The 21,980-nt window shown below is 68.6% G+C and carries 16 protein-coding genes; 10 read left to right on the top strand and 6 right to left on the bottom strand.

Annotated features, from left to right (window positions below; genetic code table 11):
- Positions 1 to 304: 304 nt before the first annotated feature.
- Positions 305 to 1,327: a LacI family DNA-binding transcriptional regulator gene (locus AB0O48_RS12420; protein WP_357254387.1), complete on the top strand. Its 1,023-nt coding sequence runs from the start codon at positions 305 to 307 to the stop codon at positions 1,325 to 1,327.
- Here AB0O48_RS12420 and AB0O48_RS12415 read toward each other — a convergent pair.
- Genes AB0O48_RS12415 through AB0O48_RS12400 form a run of 4 tightly spaced genes read right to left on the bottom strand, consistent with a single transcriptional unit; the run spans position 1,314 to position 6,105 of the window.
- Positions 1,314 to 3,026, bottom strand: a complete 1,713-nt coding sequence (locus AB0O48_RS12415; RefSeq protein WP_365065119.1) for a trehalase family glycosidase — start codon at positions 3,024 to 3,026, stop codon at positions 1,314 to 1,316. The two genes, AB0O48_RS12420 and AB0O48_RS12415, sit on opposite strands and share 14 nt — an antisense overlap.
- 32 nt (positions 3,027 to 3,058) lie before the next feature.
- Positions 3,059 to 3,883 carry a carbohydrate ABC transporter permease gene (locus AB0O48_RS12410; protein WP_357254383.1) on the bottom strand — a complete coding sequence of 275 codons (825 nt, stop codon included), beginning with the start codon at positions 3,881 to 3,883 and terminating at the stop codon, positions 3,059 to 3,061.
- Positions 3,880 to 4,851, bottom strand: a complete 972-nt coding sequence (locus AB0O48_RS12405) for a sugar ABC transporter permease (protein WP_357254381.1) — start codon at positions 4,849 to 4,851, stop codon at positions 3,880 to 3,882. Before AB0O48_RS12405 ends, AB0O48_RS12410 begins: the two co-directional genes overlap by 4 nt.
- 18 nt (positions 4,852 to 4,869) lie before the next feature.
- The gene (locus tag AB0O48_RS12400) at positions 4,870 to 6,105 is read right to left on the bottom strand and encodes an extracellular solute-binding protein (protein ID WP_365065114.1); all 1,236 of its coding nucleotides are present in this window, start codon (positions 6,103 to 6,105) and stop codon (positions 4,870 to 4,872) included.
- Between the two features lie 300 nt (positions 6,106 to 6,405).
- Here AB0O48_RS12400 and AB0O48_RS12395 point away from each other — a divergent pair, with 300 nt between their 5' ends.
- Both AB0O48_RS12395 and AB0O48_RS12390 read left to right on the top strand, forming a co-directional pair.
- Positions 6,406 to 8,241 carry an RICIN domain-containing protein gene (locus tag AB0O48_RS12395; protein ID WP_357254377.1) on the top strand — a complete coding sequence of 612 codons (1,836 nt, stop codon included), beginning with the start codon at positions 6,406 to 6,408 and terminating at the stop codon, positions 8,239 to 8,241.
- Positions 8,242 to 8,423: 182 nt separating this feature from the next.
- Positions 8,424 to 10,028 carry an arabinofuranosidase catalytic domain-containing protein gene (locus AB0O48_RS12390; protein WP_365065109.1) on the top strand — a complete coding sequence of 535 codons (1,605 nt, stop codon included), beginning with the start codon at positions 8,424 to 8,426 and terminating at the stop codon, positions 10,026 to 10,028.
- A 158-nt stretch (positions 10,029 to 10,186) separates the two neighbouring features.
- Here AB0O48_RS12390 and AB0O48_RS12385 read toward each other — a convergent pair whose 3' ends face one another.
- The gene (locus tag AB0O48_RS12385) at positions 10,187 to 11,554 is read right to left on the bottom strand and encodes a PHB depolymerase family esterase (protein ID WP_365065106.1); all 1,368 of its coding nucleotides are present in this window, start codon (positions 11,552 to 11,554) and stop codon (positions 10,187 to 10,189) included.
- Between the two features lie 266 nt (positions 11,555 to 11,820).
- On the opposite strand from AB0O48_RS12385, the gene AB0O48_RS12380 reads away from it, so the two are divergent.
- The 3 genes from AB0O48_RS12380 to AB0O48_RS12370 all read left to right on the top strand — a co-directional run bounded on the left by AB0O48_RS12380 (position 11,821) and on the right by AB0O48_RS12370 (position 16,590).
- Positions 11,821 to 12,819 carry a PaaX family transcriptional regulator C-terminal domain-containing protein gene (locus tag AB0O48_RS12380; RefSeq protein WP_357254371.1) on the top strand — a complete coding sequence of 333 codons (999 nt, stop codon included), beginning with the start codon at positions 11,821 to 11,823 and terminating at the stop codon, positions 12,817 to 12,819.
- Between the two features lie 490 nt (positions 12,820 to 13,309).
- Positions 13,310 to 14,779, top strand: a complete 1,470-nt coding sequence (locus tag AB0O48_RS12375; RefSeq protein ID WP_357254369.1) for an endo-1,4-beta-xylanase — start codon at positions 13,310 to 13,312, stop codon at positions 14,777 to 14,779.
- A 428-nt stretch (positions 14,780 to 15,207) separates the two neighbouring features.
- On the top strand, positions 15,208 to 16,590 hold the full coding sequence (locus AB0O48_RS12370; protein WP_357254367.1) for an RICIN domain-containing protein: 1,383 nt from the start codon (positions 15,208 to 15,210) through the stop codon (positions 16,588 to 16,590).
- Positions 16,591 to 16,671: 81 nt separating this feature from the next.
- Here AB0O48_RS12370 and AB0O48_RS12365 read toward each other — a convergent pair whose 3' ends face one another.
- Positions 16,672 to 17,442 (bottom strand): FadR/GntR family transcriptional regulator, encoded by a 771-nt coding sequence (locus AB0O48_RS12365; RefSeq protein ID WP_357254365.1) that lies wholly within the window; start codon positions 17,440 to 17,442, stop codon positions 16,672 to 16,674.
- Between the two features lie 257 nt (positions 17,443 to 17,699).
- Here AB0O48_RS12365 and AB0O48_RS12360 point away from each other — a divergent pair, with 257 nt between their 5' ends.
- Genes AB0O48_RS12360 through AB0O48_RS12345 form a run of 4 tightly spaced genes read left to right on the top strand, consistent with a single transcriptional unit; the run spans position 17,700 to position 21,888 of the window.
- Entirely contained in the window at positions 17,700 to 18,851 is a 1,152-nt protein-coding gene (locus AB0O48_RS12360) for an extracellular solute-binding protein (protein ID WP_357254363.1), read from the top strand.
- A 4-nt stretch (positions 18,852 to 18,855) separates the two neighbouring features.
- Entirely contained in the window at positions 18,856 to 19,836 is a 981-nt protein-coding gene (locus AB0O48_RS12355; protein WP_357254361.1) for a sugar ABC transporter permease, read from the top strand.
- Positions 19,836 to 20,663, top strand: a complete 828-nt coding sequence (locus AB0O48_RS12350) for a carbohydrate ABC transporter permease (RefSeq protein WP_357254359.1) — start codon at positions 19,836 to 19,838, stop codon at positions 20,661 to 20,663. Before AB0O48_RS12355 ends, AB0O48_RS12350 begins: the two co-directional genes overlap by 1 nt.
- A gap of 1 nt (position 20,664) precedes the next feature.
- Complete coding sequence (locus tag AB0O48_RS12345; protein WP_357254358.1) at positions 20,665 to 21,888, top strand: mandelate racemase/muconate lactonizing enzyme family protein; 1,224 nt, start codon at positions 20,665 to 20,667, stop codon at positions 21,886 to 21,888.
- Positions 21,889 to 21,980 lie beyond the last annotated feature (92 nt).

Here is a 21,980-nt window from a genome sequence, read left to right as displayed (position 1 = left end):
TCCGAGACCACGTAGATGCTGGCGCCGAGGGCGAGAACCAGCACGGTCCCCGCGGCGGCCATCAGGCGACGCAAGCGTCTCTTCACATTCATCGGATCCTCTCGGCGGTGTGGTGGGTGCGGTGATAAGCGACATCACACGTCACACCTTTTTACATTAATGCGCGTCCATGTATTGCGCCAGCTGCCGCAGCCCTTGCTGCTGCGGACTTCCTGACGCGGGCCTGCGATCCAGGACGGATATGCTCAGCAGCGAACAACGGTGCGTCCCCGTGTCGGGGCAATAATCGATTCGAGGGCGCGGTATGAACATCGGGGAGATCGCCCGTCGGGCGGGGGTGTCCCGCAGCACCGTGTCCTACGTGCTGAGCGGTAAGCGGACCGTGTCGGAGACGACCCGGCAGCGGATCCAGGCGGTCATCGACGAGCTGGACTACCGACCCAACGCCAGTGCCCGCGCGCTGAAGGAGGGACGCACCCGCACCCTCGGCCTGGTGATTCCCCCGGCGAGTCAGCGGCTGACCGACATGCAGTTGGGTTTCGTCGCCAGCGTCGTGGAGGCGGCCGCTCGCCACGACCTCGATGTGCTGCTGTCCCCGTCCGGTGGTGACCACGACCGGTCCTTCGAGCGGATCGTCACCGGGCGTCGGGTGGACGGCGTGGTCCTGATGGAGATCCGCCTCGCCGACGACCGCGTGACCCGCCTGACCAGGGCCGGTCTGCCGTTCGTCACGATCGGGCGGATAGCCGAGCCGCAGGACATGAGTTGGATCGACATCGACTACTCCGGGCTAATCGCCCGCTGCGTGCACCACCTGGCCGACCTGGGGCACCGGCACGTGGCGCTGGTGAACCGCTCCGCCGAGCTGGTGGCCGCGGGTTACGGCCCCAGCCATCGGGCGCTGGCCGGCTTCCGGGCGGCGGCGGTGGAGCGGGGCCTGACCGGTGTGGAGGTCTGCTGCGGCGACGACACCGCCTCCGGCGAGGCGTGCGTGGAACAGCTGCTCGTGACCCATCCCGACGTCACGGCCATCGCCACCATCAACGAGGCCGCGCTGCCCGGAATGCAGCGGGCGCTGACCGGCGCCGGCCTGTCCGTGCCCCGCGACTTCTCCGTCACCGGTGTCGCCGCCCAGCACTGGGCGGAGGACTTCCGTCCGCCGTTGACGGCCGCGGACGTGCCGATGGTCGAGATGGGCGCCGAGGCCGTGTCGCTGCTGTTGGAGAGCATCGCCGCCCCCGGCGCCGTGCCACGTCACCGGCTGTACAGCCCGCCCATCTCGTTGCGCTCCAGCACCGGTCCGGTGCGGGCTGCTACTCCTTCGTGATCCGCCGTTCCTCCTGACCGGCGGCCAGAATGAGATAGCTGCTGGCGGTCCAGGTGTACGCCCGGTCCCGGAGCCCGGCCCCGGTCTCGGCGTCGAAGTTCTCCGCGAATCCGGACTTCTCACACAGCGCCAGGAACCGTCGACCGATCTCGTCGGCGATCCTGGTCTGCCCGGCCCGCCGCAGGCCGTCCTCGACCAGGACGGTGGAGGGTGCCCAGATCGGGCCACGCCAGTAGCCGTCGGCGAGATAGTGCGCCGAGTCGACCGGTTCGGTGGCCAGCCCGTGGGTGGTCAGGTGGGTTTCGACGCCCCGGGCCAGCGCGGCGGCGACCGGAGCGGGCAGGTCGGCGCCGAGCGAGACGGGCATCAGGTCGAGCAGGCTTCGGCTCGCCCGCCGATCGCCGGTGTGCGGGTTGCGGGCGGTGAAGCGTTCGCCGTCCCACAGGTCCCGCAGCATGGCGCCGTGGATCCGGTCGGCCTCCCGGGACCACTGTTCGGCGGGCTCACCCAGCTCGGTGGCGAGGTCGGCGAGGCAGCGAAGCTGGGACACCAGGAACGCGGCGAGGTCGGCCGTCTGGAGGACTCGGTTGCCGTCGAAGGTGGTCGCGTTGTCCCAGCCGCTGTCGTTGCCGTGCTGGTAGTGGGGCAGCTCCTGGCCGGGGGCCCGGCGGGCGTCGAGCCAGAACCGGGTCCAGCGGGCCAACCGGTCGTACGTCTGCGCCAACGCCGCGCGGTCCGGTGGCTGGGGAAGGCGTCGACGCAGGTGCCGCAGGGCCCAGCCGTGGATGGGAGGCTTGACGTAGTTGTGCAGGACCTCGGAGTGCGTGACCGAGTCGGGTAGGGCGCCGGCCTCGTCCTGGTGGTCGAAGGGCAGCTGGAACTGGTGCCAGGCCAGCTCGGGCTCGCCGGCGGCCAGGGCGATCGCGTTGAAGCAGTGGTCCCAGCTCCACACCTTGTCCATCCAGTGCTTGGACATCAGGACCGCGGGCCGGGTGACGAAGCCCGCCGGGGCGACGGTGGCCGACCACAGGACGTAGGCGGCCAGCTCGGCGGCCGGCGTTTCCGCACCCCGCCACGGTGCGACCGCGTCGACGAACGCGCTGAACTCGGCGGCCCGGTCGCGGCACAGCTGGTCGAAGGGGACGGACCCGGCGTACGGGCGGCGGGCGGTGGCGTACTCCTCGATCGCGATCTCCCAGGGCTGGTCACCGGGGAGGTCGACGTACCGGTCCGCGGTGCCGAGCGCCTCGACGCCGTCGGTGCGCCGGAGAGCACCGGAGAGCACGGTGATCCGGTAGCGGCGACCGGTCTCGTACGAGGTGAACACGTGGGAGCCGTCGAGCGGGTCGTGGTAGAGGTAGGTGCCGCTGAACGGGGTGAGGGTGGGCGCGGCCGCGGCCACCCGCAGGCCGAGCCGTCGGCCCCGGATCCGCAGGGTGTCCGGGCCGTCGTAGACAGCCTCGATCCGGTCGGCGCCGTTCCGCCAGGTCAGCAGCGCGGGTGTGGCGACGATCGTGGCGTCGGCCGCCGCGGGGGAGAGCCGCAGTACGGGGTGCAGCCCGGTCTGGTGGGAGACCAGGTGCAGATCGTCGGCGTACGTCTTCTCGGCGACCACCGGGGAGATGTTGAACCAGGCTCCTCGGTAGCTGAACGGGATGTCCTGGACGGGGAACTCCGGACCGGACGGGGCGACGGTCATGGGTGGCGGGTGCCTTTCTGTGGTGCGGGTGGTCAGTCCTTGACGGCGCCGGCGGTCACGCCCATCGAGACGTAGCGCTGGGCCAGGATCAGCAGCACCGCGGCGGGGATGGAGGCGACGACAGCGGTGGCCATGATGGCGTTCCACTGCTGGTTGTTGTTGCCGATGTAGTGGTAGATGCCGAGGGTGATCGGCTGGTGGTCGCCGCCGCCGGCGAGTGTCGAGGCGAAGATGAAGTCCGACCACGACCAGAGGAACGCGAACAGGGACACCGTGACGATCGAGTTGCGGCTGACCGGGAGCACGATCGACCAGAAGGTTCGCAGCCGGCCAGCGCCGTCGACCACAGCGGCCTGGAGCAGCTCGTCGGGTATGCCGGACATGAAGGCCGTGAAGATCAGCACAGCGAACGGCACCGCGAGCGTCGAGTCGGCCAGGATCAGGCCGGGCAGCGTGTTCAGGACGCCGAGACTGAGGTAGATGGCGTAGAAGCCCATCGCCATGATGATGCCCGGGATCATCTGCGCGATCAGCAGGACGAAACTCAGTGCCGTGCCGCCGGGTGGCCGCAGTTTCGCCAGCGCGTATCCGGCGGGGGCGGCCAGCGCCACGGTCAGCGCCACCGTGCCGAGACCGACCAGGAAGCTGGTGCCGAGGTACGGCAACTGCTGGTCGAGCACGGCCCGGTAGCCGTCCAGCGTGCCGTTGGTCGGGAACAGGTGCGGGGGATCGGCCCGCATGTCCTGGTCCCGGGTGAACGACACATTGATCATCCAGTAGACGGGGAAGAGCATCAGCCCGGTCAGCACCAGACCGACGACGGTCTTCCACCAGACCCGAGGTGTGGAGGTGGTCATGGCAGGTTCTGCCTCCGCTGGATCCGGATGTAGACGAGCCCGGCGATCAGGGCCATCACGATGAGCAGGTTGCCGACGGCGGCACCCGGACCGAACTCGGGCAGCAGGTTGCCGAAGCCGAGTCGGTAGGACCAGGTCGCGAGCGTGGCGGAGGAGTTGGTCGGGCCACCCTTCGTCATGATCCAGATGATGTCGAAGACCTTCAGCGTGTAGATCAGCCCCAGCAGCAGCGTGATCGCGGAGACGGGACGCAGCAGCGGAAAGGTGATCCCCCAGAACCGTTGCCAGCTCGACGCGCCGTCCAGCGCGGACGCCTCGTACATCTCGACCGGGATCGCCTGTAGCCCGCTGTACAACACCACCAGGTTGAACGGGATGCCGATCCAGATGTTCGCGATGATCACCGAGGCGAGCGACCAGCCCGGCGAGGTGAGCCAGTTGACCTGGTCGATGCCGACGACGCCGAGCGCCGCGTTGACCAACCCGGAATCGCTGTTGAGAAGCCACGACCAGGTCGAGGCCGAGACGATCAGCGGCAGCAGCCACGGTACGAGGATCAACGCCCGCAACGTGCGCGACAGGGGAAAGTGCTGGTGGAAGAAGAGCGCCAGGGCCATGCCGATCGTGAACTGGAAGACCAGTGAGGCGCCAGTGAAGACCAGGGTGTGCGTCAGCGTGGACCCGAAGGCCGGATCGGTCAGGACCGTCCGGTAGTTGTCGAGGCCGGCGAAGGGCGCGCCACCCTGCACGAACGAGCGGACGGTGTACTCGCGCAGGCTCAACTCGAGATTGCGGTAGAGGGGGTAGGCGTAGAAGGCCACCAGGTAGAGGGTCGCCGGGGCCAGGAAGCCCCACGCCAGCCAACGGTTGGGCCGGCGGGCGCGGGACGGCGGAGGACCGGGTGGGGCGGACTTCGCCGCCTCACCCGGATCCGGTACGGCAGTGGAGCTGTGTGTCGAGGGGAGCATGGTGTCGGTTCGGCGCGGTTACCTGGTCGCGGCCTGAGCGGCGGTCAGTGCGTCCTTCGGTGACTTCCCACCGCTGAGCGCCGACTGCACCGCGGTCCACAGCGATTCCGAGATCTTCGGGTACTTCGTGCCGAGGTTGTCACCGGTGCGGCCCTTGGCTGCCCGGACCGCCTCCACCCAGACCTTGAGCTTGGGGTCGGCGGCCTGCCGATCCTGCACGGCGGCGACGGGTGCCACGTAGGACAGCGTGGTGTCGGTGGTGAGCAGGTTGTCGGCGTTGGTGAGGCAGGCGACGATCTTCTGCGACGTCTCGTACCTGTCGGTCTTCTTCTGCACCGGGATGGAGACGAACTCACCGCCGGTGGGCGCCGGCGCCGGGCCGCCCGCGCTGGCCGGGATCGCGATGGTGCCGTAGGAGAAGCCGAGCTTCTCCGCGTTGGCCAACTGCCAGGTGCCGTTCTCGGCGAACGCGAAGTCGCCGGTGGCGAACTCCTGCCAGCTCGTGGTCTGGGTGTTGTTGATGACCGAGTTCGGCGCGAGGCCCTGCTTGAGCCAGTCGGTCCAGAGCGTCAACGCGGACACGGCCTGCGGTGAGTCCAGGCTGGTCAGCTGGGCTCCCGAACCCCAGAACCAGGGCAGGAACTGGAAGCTGCCCTCCTCGGTGCCGATCGCGGAGAAGGTGATGCCCTTCTTCCCCTTGGCCTTGACCGCGTTCAGTGCCGCGGTCAGCGACGCCCAGTCCTTGATCGAGGCCGGATCGACGCCAGCGGCCTTCAGCAGGTCCTTGTTGTAGTAGAGGGCGAGCGTGTTCGCCCCGATCGGCACCCCGTACGTCTTGCCCCCGCTCTGGCCGGCGCCGAGCAGGTTCGGCGCCATGGCCGAGACGTCGAGCTTGTTGTCGTCGGTGGTGGTGAGCGCGCCGGCCTCGGCAAGTGTCGAGATGACCGGGTTGTCCACGATCAGCACGTCCGGTGAGTTGCCCTGCTGGGCGGCGAGCAGAGCCTTGTTGGTCAGGTCGGTGGTGTCGTAGCCGGTCCGCTCGACGCTCGCCGCCCCCGCCGAGGTGCCGCACTTCTTGAGCAGTGCGACCCACTCCGAGTCGGCGGCGAACTGCGGATACGGGTCCCAGACGAGGTAGGCGCCGCCGTCGCCGGGTCCGTCGCCGGACGACGATGAGCAGGCGCTGCCGGTCACCGCGGCGAGCGCTATCACGGCGACGGCGGCCAGGCGCCGTCGACGACTGAGTCCTGTCATGTGTTGCCTCACTTCAGTCGATCGTCAGGGTGGGGTGTGCGGGTTGACCGTCGCGGGTCGGACGACGTCCGACCATGAGGCGAACCGATTCGACAAATCGGTTCGCACGAAGATAGGTCCGTCGTTGCCGGCTGGTCAAGAGATGATCGGGCGTTCTGAAGGTTGCGCTGTGAAACGCCACCTTCACCGCGCCGTCACTTCATTGACATCGTTCAGTTCCTGGTCCTACGATCCCAGCGAATCGATTCGCAAGCGCAGCCCTCCGGAGAGCGTCCCCCGCGCCCCACCAAGGAGCCGCCCGTGAAAACCCCGTCCCCCGGCAGGTCAGGACGAGCGCACGCGCTCGTCGCCCGACTCGTGGTCGGCCTGCTCGCCGCCACCGCCGCCGTAACCGTCGCCGCGTCCCCGGCCCAGGCCGCCGACGAGTCGATAAGCGTCAACTTCGCCACGGACAACGGCACGCCGACCTACCGCGCGTCCGGCTGGATCTACGGCATGACCGAGAACGCCAGCGGTCCGGCCGACCACTTCTACCGAGACGTCAAGTTCCAGTCCATGCGTGCCGGTGGCGCGCAGCTGCCGGGCAGCGGCTGGGTCGGCGGCACCTACGACCGCCGGTGGAACTCCACCCTCGCCCAGGCACGTCGGACCACCGCCCTCGGCGGGAAGTTCATCATCCTGCCGCACGACCTGTGGGGTGCCGACGGCGCCGGAATCTCGCGCTTCCCCGGCGACAACGGCAACTGGACCGACTACGACAACTTCCTGACCCGGCTGATCACCGACGTCCGGGCGTCCGGGCTGAACGTGCAGTGGGACATCTGGAACGAACCCAACATCACCATCTTCTGGAACCGCCCGATCTCCCAGTACCTCGAACTGTGGCGCCGCACCTACCAGCGCCTCCGGGTGGAGTTCCCCAACCAGCTCATCGTCGGGCCGAGCTGTGCCTGCGTCCCGTCGACCAACCACGCCTTCTGGAACCAGTACCTGGACTTCGTCCGCTCGACCAACACGGTGCCGGACATCATCAGCTGGCACTCGCTGCCGGGCGACCCGGTCGCCAACGTCGCCGCCGCCAACGCCACCCTCGACCCCCGTGGCATCCCCCACCCACGGCCCTACCAGATCAACGAGTACGGCGCGCCCGACGAGCAGAACCCGGCCGACGGCGCCTGGTACATCGCGCGGCTGGAACGCGCCCGGGCCGACGGCCTGCGCGCGAACTGGGCCAGCGGAGGCAGCCTGCACAACGACCTCGGCAACCTGTTGATCCGCAACTCGGCCGGGCAGCACCAGCCCAAGGGCGAGTGGTGGAACTACCGCTACTACGCCTCGCAGACCGGACAGATCGCCGCGGTCACCCCCAGCCAGTCGTACGACGCGTTCGCCACGAAGGCGACCGGCACGGCGAAGGTCCTCATCGGCGGTGGTCGTACCACCGGGAACCTGACCGTCAACCTGCAACGCCTGGACACCACCAGCGGCATCGTGGCGAACAACCAGGTCCGGGTCCTCACCCAACGCATCCCGCACAACGGCGGCGGCGCCGTGCCGGGGCCGATCACGGTCTCGAACAGCGTGGTCAACGTGTCCAACAACAACGCCACCGTGTCCGTGCCGTACACCAACCAGACCGACACCTACACGATCACCCTGCTGCCCCCGTCGGACAATGGCTTCCAGTCGGTGGCGGTGGCCCAGCACTCCCAGCAGTGCCTCAACAACGTCGGCCTGAGCACCGCCGACGGCAACGTCCAACAGCAGAACTACTGCGACGGCGGCGACCAGCAGCTCTGGAACTTCCGTCCGGTCGCGGGCGTGGCCAACACGTACACCGTGGTCAACCAGCAGAGCGGCAAGTGCCTCGACGTCAGTGGCGTGTCCACCGCCGACGGCGCTGCCGTGCACCAGTGGACCTGCCTGAACAGCTCCAACCAGCAGTTCACTCTTCGCAAGGTGACCTACTCGGGCAACGACTCGCACGACTACCAACTCGTCGCCCGACACAGCGGCAAGTGTGTCGATGTCAGTGGCGTCTCCACGGCGGCCGGCGCACTCGTCCACCAGTGGACCTGCAAGGCGGTCAACCAGGGCGGCACCCTGAACCAGACATGGCGGATCCTGGGGCGGTAGTCGTCCCGGGGGAGGTGACGCGCTGGCTGCCCCGCCCAGCGGCCAGCGCGCCACCCGGCAACCACATTCATTGACATGAATAAAATAAAGGTCATACGATTCGCTGCGATTCGCCATGCCACCACCCGCCCGTGGCGCGTCGACGATTACCCCGCACTTCCCCGACTCCGAGGAGCCACCTCGTGCGAACCCCGTCCCGCAGCGGGCCAGACACAGCCCGCGACCTCATCCCGAGACGTCAACGCGTCCGACGTCTGACCCTCCTGGCCGGTGTCCTGGCCGGGGTGCTCGTCGTCGTGGGCATCGGCGTCGGCACCACCCCCACCGGCTCGCCCTTCGCCGCCGAGGCCGCCGTGGCGGCCACCATCCAGCCGGGGCAGAGCACCCGGATCGTCGGCACGCCGTCCGGTCGCTGCCTCGAGGTGCCCAACTCCAGCACCACCAACGGCACCCAGACGCAACTCTGGGACTGCAACGGCGCCGCCGGCCAGACCTGGACCTGGACGTCGAGCAAGCAACTCCAGGTGTACGGCAACAAGTGCCTGGACGCCTCCGGCCGGGGCACCACCAACGGGACCCAGGCGATCATCTGGGACTGCAACGGCCAGAACAACCAGCAGTGGAACGTCAACAGCAACGGCACCATCACCGGCGTGCAGTCCGGGCTCTGCCTCGACGCCAACGCCGCCGCCACCGCGAACGGCACCAAGGTCATCCTCTGGGCCTGCAACGGTGGCGCCAACCAGCAGTGGGCCTCGCCGAACACGCCGCCGACCTCGGTGCCGCCGACCTCGGCACCGCCGACCAGTCCGCCGCCGAGCGGTGCGCGCCCCTGCGACATCTACGCCTCGGGCGGCACTGCGTGCGTCGCGGCGCACAGCACGACGCGGGCGCTCTACGCGGCGTACTCCGGCAACCTCTACCAGGTCCGGCGCTCGTCGGACAACACGACCCGCAACATCGGGCTGACCGGCACGGGTGGCACCGCCAACGCGGCGACGCAGGATTCCTTCTGCACCGGCACCACCTGCGTGATCACCGTGGTATTCGACCAGTCCGGGCGCGGCAACGACCTCTGGTACCAGGGGTCGAGCGTGGTTCCGGGATCGCCGCAGAGCAGGCCGGCGATCGCGACGTCGGAGTCGCTGACCGTGGGTGGCGCCAAGGCGTACTCGCTCTACATCAACCCCGGCAACAGCTACTGGCGCGACGGGCACCTCACCGGGGTGCCGACCGGCGCCGCCCCCGAGGGCATGTACATGGTCACCAGCGGCACCCACGTCAACAACGGCTGCTGCTTCGACTACGGCAACAGCGAGACGACCCGCAAGGCCGACGCCGCCGGTGCGATGGACGCCATCAACTTCAGCAAGCAGTGCTGGTTCGGTGGCTGCTCCGGCAGCGGACCCTGGGTGCAGGCGGACCTCGAGTGGGGTCTCTTCCCCGGTGGCAGCCAGAGCTGGAACCCGAACCAGCGCGCCTTCACCAGCAAGTTCGTGACCGCGACCCTCAAGAACAACGGCACCTCCCGCTTCGCCATCAAGGGCAGCGACGCCACGTCCGGCAGCCTCTACACGCTGTACGACGGCTCGCTCCCGCCCGGCTACAGCCCGATGAAGAAGCAGGGTGCGATCATCCTGGGCAGTGGCGGTGACTGCTGCAAGCCCGACGGCGGCGCGAACCTGAGCGCCGGCACCTTCTACGAGGGGGCCATGGTCGCCGGCTACCCGTCCGACGCGACCGAGGCCGCGGTGCAGGCGAGCATCGTGAGCGCCGGCTACCGCTGACCCCGGCAGCGGCGTCTGAACGACACGTGCGCCGGTCACCACCGCGGTGGTGACCGGCGCACACCCTCGTCGACGCCCGCCGGCTCAGGCCGGCGGTCACGGCCGGCGAGGCTCCGAGGAGGTACGGGTGCGCGCCGTCCCCGGAGTGCCGTTCGGTGTCAGGCCACCGAGCAGCTCGCGCCGTCGAGCGTGAACGCGCTCGGCTTGGCGGTGTTACCGGTGTGCGTGGCCTGGAAGCCGACGGTCACCGATCCGTTGGCGGGTATGCCGGCGTTGTAGGCGACATTCCTGGCCGTCACCTGCCCCGAGTTCGGGGAGTAGGAGGCGTTCCAGCCCGAGGTGATGCTCTGCCCGCCGGGCAGGGTGAACACCAGGGACCAGCCGTTGACGGCACCGGTGCCGGTGTTGGTGACGGTGATGTTCTCGGTCAGCCCGCTGTTCCAGGCGTTGACCGTGACGGTCACCCGGCAGCCGCCGGAGTCCGGCGGCGGGGTGGTCGGGTTCGGCGGCGGGGTGGTCGGATTCGGCGGTGGCGTGGTCGGATTCGGCGGTGGGGTGGTCGGGTTGGGCGGTGGCGTCGTCGGGTTGGGCGGGCTGGTCAGGCCGAAGAACCCGATGGCGGACGCGGCCATGCCGCTGGCGGGCAGGCTGTGCCCGGCGCCCTGGATGCTGTACGCCTCGACCTGAACCGTGCCGCTGCTGTCGGCGTACCTGCGCCGGTTCCAGTTCGGCTGCGGAGTGTCGGTCGAGGTGGGTGTCTGGCTCAGCCCGAACACGTTCGTCCACTGCTCGATCGACTCCTGCAAGAGCGAGTACGGCACGAGGGTGTCGTTGGTGCCGTGCCACAACTGGATGCGCGGGCGGGGTCCGGAGTACCCGGGGTACGCCTGGCGGACCGCGTCACCCCACTGCTGCGGCGTCCGGTTCATGTTTCCGCCGGTGCACTGGCTGCTGGTGGGTGGGAAGTCGGCCGCGTTGGCGAAGCAGTTGAACGGCACCCCCATGAACGCGGCGCCGGCCTTGAACACGTCGGGATAGAGGGCCAGCATGTGGTTGGTCATCATGCCGCCGGAGGAACTGCCGGTGGCGTAGACGCGGTCCGGATCGGCGGCGTACTGCTGTTGCACGTGCCGGACCATCGAGACGATGGACACCGGGTCACTGCCGCCGCCGCGCCGCTTGGCCGCGTCCGACCAGACGTCGAAGCAGTTGCCGAATCCGGCCTGCTGGGTCGCGGACGGGTAGATCACGATAAATCCGTAGCGGTCGGCCAGGCCGGCGAACTCGCTGCCGGAGTAGAAGCCGGGGCCGGACCCACCGCAGCCGTGCATCGCCACGATGGTCGCCGGCCGGGCCGGGCGGTTGTCCGGCACGTAGACGTGCATCCGCATCCGACCCGGGTTGTCACCGAAGCTGGTCACCTCGGTCAGCGACGCCGCGTACGCGGGTTGGATCGCGGGGACCGCCAGGCCGGCCGCCAGCAGCGGCACGGCCAGGGTGAGCAGCAGTTTCCTTCTGATTCTCAACGGACGACTCCTTCGATTGCCTGTGCAGGCTGTGGATGGCCGCACGATCTGCCTCGCGGGGATGCCCGAGGCCCGCGGTGATCGCGCGATGCCCGCTACCGGTGGCTCGCCCTGCCCGACTCCGGACCACATCGCGTGGCGATTAGTGTTCTCCTCGGACCAACAAGTGTCAATCGAAGCTCTTCTATCGCCTGTCGACCGCGACGCTCGTTCGGCGGTATTCCGTCTACAGTCGTCACACCGTCCCTGAAGAGCACGGAGCGCCTGTGGCAAGCCCGTTCGACATCGACGAGATCTATCCCGACGACGGAGACCAACCGCTCCGGCTGCCCCGGCGGCAGGTCGGCAACTCGCCGCAGGGCGTGGCGGTGACCCTGCTGGCTGATTACACCCTGCGGACTCGTGCCGCGATCCCGTCCGCCGCCATCGTCGCGCTGCTCGCGGAGACCGGGGTGAGCGCGGCCGGCGCGCGTACCGCGATCAGCCGACTGGCCCGTCGCGGCGTCCTGGAGGGCAGCCGACGTGGGCGGCGCAGCTCCTACCGACTCAGCCGCGCCGCCGCTGTCAACCTCTCCGCCGGCGGCCACTGGATCCTCGCCTCGACCAGCTCGACCGTGCCCTGGGACGGGTGCTGGACGATCGTCGCGTTCTCGCTGCCGCAGGACCGGAGTGCCCAGCGCCGGGCCCTTCGTGCCCAACTGCGGTGGCTCGGATACGCGCCGTTGTACGACGGACTGTGGATCTCGCCGGACGAGCTGACCCCTGCCGCTCGTACCCAGCTCGACCAGCTCACCCTCGGTGCCGTCACGGTGTTCCGCGGACGGCAGACCGCGATCGAGTCCGCCATCCACCGCGCCCCGATCGAGGCCTGGGACATCACCGAGATCGGCCGGAGCTACCAGGCGTTCCTTGCGCACTGGACGGCGGTGTTGCCGCGGGTGGCGGCGGGGGAGATCGACGGAGCGGCCGCGGTGCGGGCCCGGACCGAGGTGATGGACACCTTCCGGCGCTTCCCCGTCCTCGATCCGCAGCTGCCCCTGGAACTCCTGCCGAAGAACTGGCTGCGGAGGCCGGCGCGGGAGTTGTTCGAGGCCGTCTACGACGGCCTGGCGGCACCTGCCGAGCGGCACGTCCGGGCTGTCGTCTCGCGGTTCACCGACCACGAGCCGCCCGGTATCGAGGCCCACACCACCGCCGACATCCTCGCCGGAGTACGCCCCGACGAGGACCCGGCGGGTCCGGCGCACGGCGCAGCCGTCTGCTGACGGTGGGTCATGCTCCGTTGTGCTGTGAGCGATAACAGTTTCACCGGGATACTCGCGTCGGCGAGGGGGTCGCGACGCGCATCAGCCCCTGGCCAGGGCTGCGCACCGGGCGGCGCTGACGAGGCAGGCATCGGCGGAGGTCAGCCCCCACGGTATCGATCCGGGCGTATGTTACGTCTTGACGAACGGCATGTTATCGCTCACCCTCGATATTGAGGACGCCAGCGATGGTTCACCGGGCGAGCCGCTGTCGCACCTCACGATCACGACGTCCCTCAGGGCATGCGGACGTCGATCAAGCGCCCTCGGCAGCGCTGTCAGCCCGCCGGACGACAGGTGTCAGTGCGCTCACCGACGCCGTCGACACCGACCGCGCCGCCGCCAACCCGCTCCGTGCGCGTCGTGATCAGGACCAGCCCTCCCGGACCGACTCTGGCAAGAAAGTGGCACGTCACCACCACCATTGCGACCACCACTGAGAAGGAACGACATGAAACCCAAGAGAACTCTGCTGGCGGCGGCGTCCCTCGCCGTCGCACTCACCGCGGGCATGACGGCGGTGCTCGCCCCCACGGCCAGCGGCGCCGGCACGACCCTGAAGGCGGCGGCGGCCGAGAAGGGCCGCTACTTCGGTGCGGCCGTCGCGGGGCAAAAGCTTTCCGACAATCAGTACGTGACGATTCTGAACCGCGAGTTCAACAGTGTCGTGGCCGAGAACGACATGAAGTGGGACGCGACCGAGCCGCAGCAGGGTCGGTTCAACTACACCGGTGGTGACCGGCTGGTCGCGCACGCGCAGGCCAACGGTCAGAGTGTGCGGGGCCATGCGCTGTTGTGGTATCAGCAGCAGCCGGGTTGGGCGCAGAACATGTCCGGCAGCGCGTTGCGCAGCGCGATGATGAACCACGTCACGCAGGTCGCGACCCACTTCAAGGGCAAGATCCATTCGTGGGACGTGGTGAACGAGGCGTTCGCTGACGGTAACAGTGGTGCGCGGCGTGACTCGAACCTGCAGCGCACGGGTAACGACTGGATCGAGGCGGCGTTTAGGGCGGCGCGGGCCGCGGATCCGGGTGCGAAGTTGTGTTACAACGACTACAACACCGACGGGATCAACGCGAAGTCGACGGGTATCTACAACATGGTGCGGGACTTCAAGTCCCGTGGTGTGCCGATCGACTGTGTGGGGTTCCAGTCGCACCTGGGCACGTCGTTGTCCAGTGACTACCAGGCCAATCTGCAGCGTTTCGCCGATCTCGGTGTGGACGTGCAGATCACCGAGCTGGACGTGATGACCGGCGGCAACCAGGCCAGCATCTACGCCGGGGTCACTCGGGCCTGCCTGGCCGTTGCGCGCTGCACGGGCATCACCACGTGGGGTGTGCGCGACAGCGACTCCTGGCGCGGCGACGACAACGCCCTGCTCTTCGACCGGTCGGGCAACAAGAAGGCGGCGTACAACTCCGTCCTGGACACCCTCAACTCCGGCTCGACCACGCCCACCACGCCCCCGCCGGGCACCGGGGTGGACACCAGCGCCTGGTACGTGTTGCTCAACCGCAACAGCGGTAAGGCGCTCGACCTGTACGCCTCGGCCACCAACGACGGTGCCCGGATCAGCCAGTGGTCACGGAACAACGGCACCAACCAGCAGTGGCAGTTCACCGACTCCGGCGGTGGCTTCTACCGGGTGAAGTCCCGGCTCTCGGGCAAGGTCCTCGACGTCAGCGGCCGCTCGACCGCCGACGGCGGTGCGATCGTGCAGTGGTCCGACAACAACGGCACCAACCAGCAGTTCCGGCTCGCCGAGTCGAGCGGCGGCTATGTGCGGCTGATCAACCGCAACAGCAACAAGGCCGTCGAGGTGCAGGGCTCGTCCACCGCCGACGGGGGCAACATCGTGCAGTACGCCGACTGGGGCGGCAACAACCAGCAGTGGCAACTCGTCCGCATCGGATGACGACAGTCATGAACTAGCGGGACACCGTAGCGGCCCGCCCCATCCATCGGGGCGGGCCGCTACGACCGTCAGCGAACCTCGTCCATCGACTGTGAGCGACAACAGGACAGGCGTCAGGTCGTCCCGGGCCGCCGAGGCTGTGGGTTTCCGCCAGCTACCCGAGCCCCTGCTGGCGGCCGTGGTGGCCGTCTCGGACAGCGGTTCCGATAGACGTCGGTCGTTTGACGTATGACGTCGTTAGCGCTAATTTTCCACCCGCGGGCGGCGCGGCGGCAAGGTCGATCGCTGGCCTGACCGGGCACCTGTTCCGGCGGCCGCATCCCGCCTGCGCACCCCCGACGTGCCGACGCCACCACCAGACGCTGGCACACCCCCAGTCCACGCGCGGGCGTTCTGCTCGTGGGTGACCCCGATCGAAGGAGTGGACCATGAAGTCCATCGGTGAGGTTCGTTCCGCCTCTCCACCGAGACGTCGTTGGCGGTCAGGGTTGGCCGCCGCGGCGGCCGCGATCATGGCGGCCGGCACACTCGTCGCGGTCAACGCGGCACCCGCGGCGGCGGCGACAGTGGACACCAACGCCTGGTACGCCCTGGTGAACCGCAACAGCGGCAAGGCGCTGGATCTGGTCTCCTCGGCCACCACCGACGGCGCCCGGATCAGCCAGTGGACGCGGAACAGCGGCGCGAACCAGCAGTGGCAGTTCGTGGACTCCGGCGGCGGCTTCTACCGGCTGAAGTCCCGGCACTCCGGCAAGGTGCTCGACGTCAGCGGCTTCTCCACCGCTGACGGCGGAGCGATCGTGCAGTGGTCCGACCTCAACGGGACGAACCAGCAGTTCCGGCTGGCCGACTCGGACGGCGGCTACGTCCGGCTGATCAACCGCAACAGCAACAAGGCCGTTGAGGTGCAGGGCGCATCCACCGCCGACGGCGCCAACATCGTGCAGTACGCCGACTGGAACGGCACCAACCAGCAGTGGCAACTCGTAAGAGTCGACGGCAGCAACCCGCCGTCGGGTGGCAGCGGGTGCGGCAAGGCACCGACGCTGGCCAGCGGCACGCACACGATCCAGAGCAATGGCAAGACCCGCACCTTCATCCTGCGGGTACCCGCCAACTACAACAACAGCAACCCCTACCGGCTGATCTTCGCGTTCCACTGGCGCGGCGGCACGATGCAGGAGATCGCCTCCGGCGGCACCAGCGGGACCCCGTGGTCCTACTACGGGCAGCAGGAGCAGTCGAACAACAGCGCGATCCTGGTCGCGCCCCAGGGGTTCGGCAACGGCTGGGGCAACGCCGGTGGTGAGGACATCGTCTTCGTCGACGACATGATCAGCCGGATCGAGAGCAGCCTCTGCGTCAACCCGAGGCAGCGGTTCGCCCTCGGCTTCAGCTGGGGTGGCGGCATGAGCTACGCCGTCGCCTGCGCGCGGGCCAACGTCTTCCGCGCCGTCGCGGTCATCTCCGGTGGGCAGATCAGCGGTTGCAGTGGCGGTACGCAGCCCATCGCCTACTTCGGGCTGCACGGCATCTCGGACAACGTCCTGGGCATCTCCGGTGGCCGGGCGTTGCGCGACACGTTCGTCCGGAACAACGGCTGCACCGCGCAGAGCCCGCGTGAGCCGGCGGCCGGCAGCCGCACGCACGTCACCACCACGTACTCGGGCTGCCGTTCCGGTTACCCGGTGCAGTGGGCCGCGTACGACAACGGTCACATGCCCGGTCCGGTCGACGGCACCTATGCCGAGAGCGGCATCACGACCTGGACCAAGGGTGAGATCTGGAGGTTCTTCGCCCAGTTCTCCTGACCCGCGTTGCCGACCTGGTCGGCCGCTGGCGGCGCCTGCCCCCGTAGCCCGGGGGTGGGCGCCGCTTCGTCGTTCGGCCGGTCAGCGTTGCAGACGAACCGGCTTGCCGGAACCGCTGCGGCGGACCAGCCAGGCCTCGGTGATGTGGGTGAACATCGCCGCGGCGGCACCCTCGGAGTCGTGCGCCGCGATGCGCTCGTAGATGCGCCGGTGGCCCCGGTTGGACGCCACGCACAGGGAGCGCTCGGTCCGGCCCATGTAACGGGCGGTGTTGATGACCTGACTCTCCAGTGCCCGCACGACGCCGCGAGCGATGCGGTTCCCGGACGTCTGCATGATCGCGTCGTGGAAGGCCCGGTCATGCTCGTGGTAGGTGACGTGGTCGTCGACGAGCTGGTCCATCCGGTCGACCATGGCGCTCAGCCGGTCGATGGTCTGCGCGTCGGCGAGCCGGGCGGCGACGTTCGCCATGTCGGATTCCAGCACGCGCCGGGTGACGACGAGATCGTCGAGGATGGCGAGGCTGTCGTCCTGGGCGATGGTGGCCCCGAGGACGAGTTCGTCGAGCATGTCCCACTGCGCCGCGGGGGTGACCATGGTGCCGGCGCCCTGACGCACCTGCACCAGCCCCTTCTCCTGCAGGATCTTGACCGCCTCCCGGACGACGGTCCGGCTCACCGAGAAGGTCTCGCAGAGGATCGGCTCGGGCGGTAGGGACGTCCCGGACGGGTGTACGCCGCGTACGATGCGCTCCACCAGTTCGGCGGTGACCGCTCGGGCCAGGTTGGTCGGTCGACGCACCCATGCCGGTGTCACCGGGCTGTTCAGGGCCGTCTCCTGCGATGGCGTCATGTCCCCTCCGAAAGGCTCGCCGTGGCACGACGTCTGGCTCAGTGTACGGCTGAGTATTGACGTCACACGTCATACGAGTTACGTTCCGGGCAACATTGGCACGGCGGCGCGTCCGCCGGCCACCCCACTTTCTGAGGTGACAACTGATGAGACAGCGCGCAATATGGTCGGCCGTCCTCGTTGTGGGCCTGGCCCTGGCCGGTTGTGGAAGTGCTAGCGATTCGAGTTCGTCAAGCGGGTCGGACAGCAAGCTCGTCGTGTGGGACTGGAAGTCCGGCGAGCCGTTCGCCAAATCCTATCTGGACAAGGCTAAGGCCGACTTCAAGAAGAAGCACGCAAAGGTCGAGGTCGAGTTCGTAGCGCAGCCCTTCGACCAGTACTACACGCTGCTCGGTGCGGCGATCCAGTCCGGCAAGGGCCCGGACGTCATGCTGTTCAACGGTGGTGGCCAGATCCGCGACCGCGTTGACGCGCTGGTGCCGATCACCGACTACGTGGCCGAGGACAAGCAGCGGTTGGCCGGTTGGGAGGCGTTCAGCAAGGACGGCAAGGTCTACGCCGCCCCGGTGACCCTCCAGGGCTACCCGATCTACTACAACAAGGAGGTCTACCGCAAGGCCGGCCTCGACCCGGCGACCCCGGCCGCCACCTGGGACAAGTTCGTCGCCGACTGCGCCGCCATCTCCAAGGCCGGCTCCAAGTGCTTCGCCCTCGGCAACAAGGAGGGCGTCGGCATCCAGTTCTGGCTCTCCAGCCTGGGCTCGACCACCCTCACCGCCGCGGAGTACGACGCCTGGATCGCCGGCAAGCGCGACTGGAACTCCCCCAACGTCAAGCGGATCTTCCAGACCTGGAAGGAGTCCGGCGACAAGAAGATGAACAGCGACGGGGCCAACTCGACCGCCATGTTCAACGACTCGTTCGCGCTCTTCCAGTCCGGTAAGGCCGCGCACGTCATGGGTCTGATGTCGGACGTGGGGCACTGGCAGGACTTCAACGAGTTCCTCACCCCGGAGAAGCTCGGCGTCATGAAGGCCCCGGTCGTCACCGCTGGCACCACCCCGAGCCTCCCGTACGACGGTGGCATCGGCTACGCGGTCGCCAAGTGGACGAAAGACCCGAAGGTGGCCGCCGACCTGGTGCGCTCCCTGAGCTCGGCCGACGCGTTGAAGGCCTTCTACGCCGACGCCGGCGCGATCGCCGCCGACACCACCATCGACGTGTCCGCGGGCGGGCCCGCGGTCTCCACGATCGTCGGCGAGCTGAAGAGTGGCAAGCCCGCGCTGCACGTCGCGCTCTCCTCGAAGACGCTCGACCTGATGGGCCGCCTCTCCCAGCAACTGCTCAGCGGTTCGATCACCGTCGACGAGGTGGTGAAGCAGTTGGCCGCTTCCGACCAGGCGGGCTGACCTCGTGTCAATTGGAAACACGCAACCGTCGGTCCGTCTGGCTCAGGCCGGACGGGCCGGCGGGGCGGGGCCCACCCCCGCCGCCCATCGGCATGGTGCGCAGTCTCGTCGCACCCGCGGCGGTCTGCGGGCCGAACGCTTCGCCCCCTACGTCCTCGTCGCTCCGGCCATCCTGATCATCGTGGTGCTGCGGCTCTATCCGCTGCTCCTCGGCGTCAACTTCTCCTTCACCGGCGACGGTGCGCAAAACGGGACGGCTGTCGGATTCGGCAACTACCGCGAGCTGTTCCACGACCCGCTGTTCCGGACCGCGCTGAGCAACGTCGGGCTGCTGGTGCTGTTGCTCCCGGTGGCGGTGGCCATCCCCGGCCTGCTCGCGACGTTCATCTACCTGCGGGTGCCCGGCCACCGCTTCTACCGCAGCGTGTACTTCTTCCCCGCGGTGCTCTCGCCGGTCATCGTCGGCGCGATCTTCAACCTGCTGCTCGCCTTCGACGGCCCTCTCAACGCCATCCTCGGGTCGTTCGGCATCACTCCGGTGGACTGGCTCGGTGACCCGGACCTGGCGATGTTCATGGTGGTGGGCGTGCACATCTGGGCCACCTTCGGGATGGCCCTGGTGGTGTTCCTCTCCGGCTTCGCCACGCTGGACCCCGCGCTGCTGGACGCCGCCCGCGTCGATGGGGCGTCGCTGCGCCAGGTGGTCTGGCACGTGATCGTTCCGGCCCTCTCGCGCACCATCCAGTTCGTCTTCGTGACCACGATGATCGGGATGCTGACCTCGATGTTCGGGCTGCTCTACATCATGACCAGCGGGGGGCCGGAGGGGTCGACGTACCTGCCGGAGTTCTACATCTGGAAGCAGCAGGGCCAGATGAACCGTCCCGCTCTCGCGTCGGCCGCGTCGACGATCCTCTTCATGATCATGCTCGTGGTGGGGCTGTTGCAGATCAAGCTGCTCGAACGATCCGGAAAGGAGGATTGATGTCTCGGGCCCGCCTGGGATGGTGGCTGATCGCCATCCCCATGTCACTGCTCGCGCTGGCGACGATCTACCCGCTGCTCTTCACCGCCAACGTCGCGATGAAGACCCGCCGTGACTACATCCTCGACCGGTTCTCCCTGACCGACGCCCTGCGCTGGGAGAACATCAGCACGGCGTGGAACAGCGTCGGCATGGGCCGCTACTTCGTCAACTCGCTGCTCGTGGTGACGGTGTCGGTGCTCCTGCTGCTGCTGCTCGGGTCGATGGCCGGCTTCGCGCTGAGCCAACTGCGGTTCCGTGGCTCGTCGGCGTTGTTCCTGGGTTGCCTCGCGGGGCTCTTCATCCCGTTCCAGGTGATCATGGTGCCGCTGTCCCGGATCATGGCCGACGCGGGGCTGATCGACACGTACCCCGGTCTGATCCTCGTCTACGTGGCCCAGTTCCTGCCCTTCACCGTGTTCCTGATGACGAGCTACTACCGGGGCATCCCACCGGAGATCGTCGACGCGGCCCGGATCGACGGCAACACCGTGTACGGCGTGTACCGCCGGATCATGTTGCCGCTGGGCAGGCCGGCACTGCTGTCGGTCGGCATCCTCAACGCCCTGTTCTGCTGGAACGACGTCCTCATGGCGCTGGTGATGATGCCCTCGGCCGATCACCGGACGCTCATGATCGGGGTGACCTCCCTGCGGGGGCAGTACTCCGACAACATTCCCACCTTCGCCTCCGGGGTGCTGATCGCCGCCATTCCCGTCCTGTTGGTTTACCTGTTCCTCCAGCGCCAAATTGCCGACGGTGTAGCCGCCGGTTCCACGAAGGGTTGACATGCGGATCACGGGATATCGGACGCTCACCACGGTCCAGGAATGGGGGCGGCCCGTCGGCGATGCCAACGGGGTGTTCCCCGACGGGGTGGTTCCGGTCTCGATCGTCATCGTCGACACCGACGAGGGCGTCTCGGGAGTCGGCCTCGGGCCCCACGTCGAGATCGAGCGGATCTTCGCAGCCATCGAGGGCGAAGACCCCCGTGCCGTGACGACCCTGTACGACCGCATGTTGCGGCACACCTTCAAGGCGGGCCACGCCGGCCCGGTGTTCGGCACCATCGGCGCACTGGACACCGCGCTCTGGGACATCAAGGCGCAGGCCGCCGGCGAGCCGCTGTGGCGGCTGCTGGGCGGACGTGACCGGCGGGTCAACGCCTACGCGTCCGGACTGGACATCGGGCTCACCGACGACGAACTCGTCGCGGAGTACGAGGTCTACGCCAGTCACGGCCTGCGTGCCGCGAAGCTCAAGGGCGGTCTCGACATCGAGCGCGACCGGCACCGCCTCACCCTGGTCAAGGAGGTCCTGACCGAGGCGGGGCACGGCCGGCGACCGGGTCTCATGCTCGACGTCAACGAGGCCTGGACGCGCAAGCAGGCCGTCCGGCACGTCTGCGAACTCGAACGCTCCCTCGACCTCATCTGGATCGAGGAGCCCGTCCGACGCTGGGACGCGGAGGGCCTCGCCGCCGTCAGCCGAGGAGTCTGCGCGTCGGTCGCCACCGGGGAGAATCTCACCGGGCTCGAACAGTACCGCCCGCTGCTCGCCGCCGGCGCGGTCGACGTCGTCCAGATGGCCGCCGTCTGGGGGGTCACCCACTTCCTGCGGGCGTCCGCCCTGGCGCACGCCTACGACCTGCCGGTCAGCCCGATCGGCAACAGCCCGATCGGTCTGCTGCACGCCGCGACCTCGGTGCCGAACCACCTGACGAGTGAGTTGCAGGACCTGCACCCGCCGGTCGGCGTCTCCGTCGACCTGCACGTCGAGGACGGCGCCTTCATTCTCGGCGACGCACCCGGGCTGGGTGTCCGCATCGACGAGGAGCGGATCCGGACGGCCAACCACCGCCCGCAGGCGCAGACGGCCGAGAGCCCCAACGTCCGGCCGGAACGGGCCGGTCGGCGGCTGTTGGGCGGAATCGACGGGGTCGTCCCCGCCCGCCAGGTGCCCGTCGTGCCGCTGAACTACCGCAACGAGGTGTCGCCCACCGGGCGGCACTGAGCTGACCGCCAGAAACAGGGAACGCGTGGGTGCACCGCCATCGCGGTGCACCCACGGCCATGTCCGGTCGGCACGAACGACGTGCCGGCCGT

Origin of the sequence: Micromonospora sp. NPDC085948 (genome assembly GCF_040686315.1) — a bacterium.
Taxonomy (GTDB): domain Bacteria; phylum Actinomycetota; class Actinomycetes; order Mycobacteriales; family Micromonosporaceae; genus Micromonospora.
Note: the sequence above shows the minus strand (reverse complement) of the source record. Positions and strands in the feature narration are given on the sequence as shown.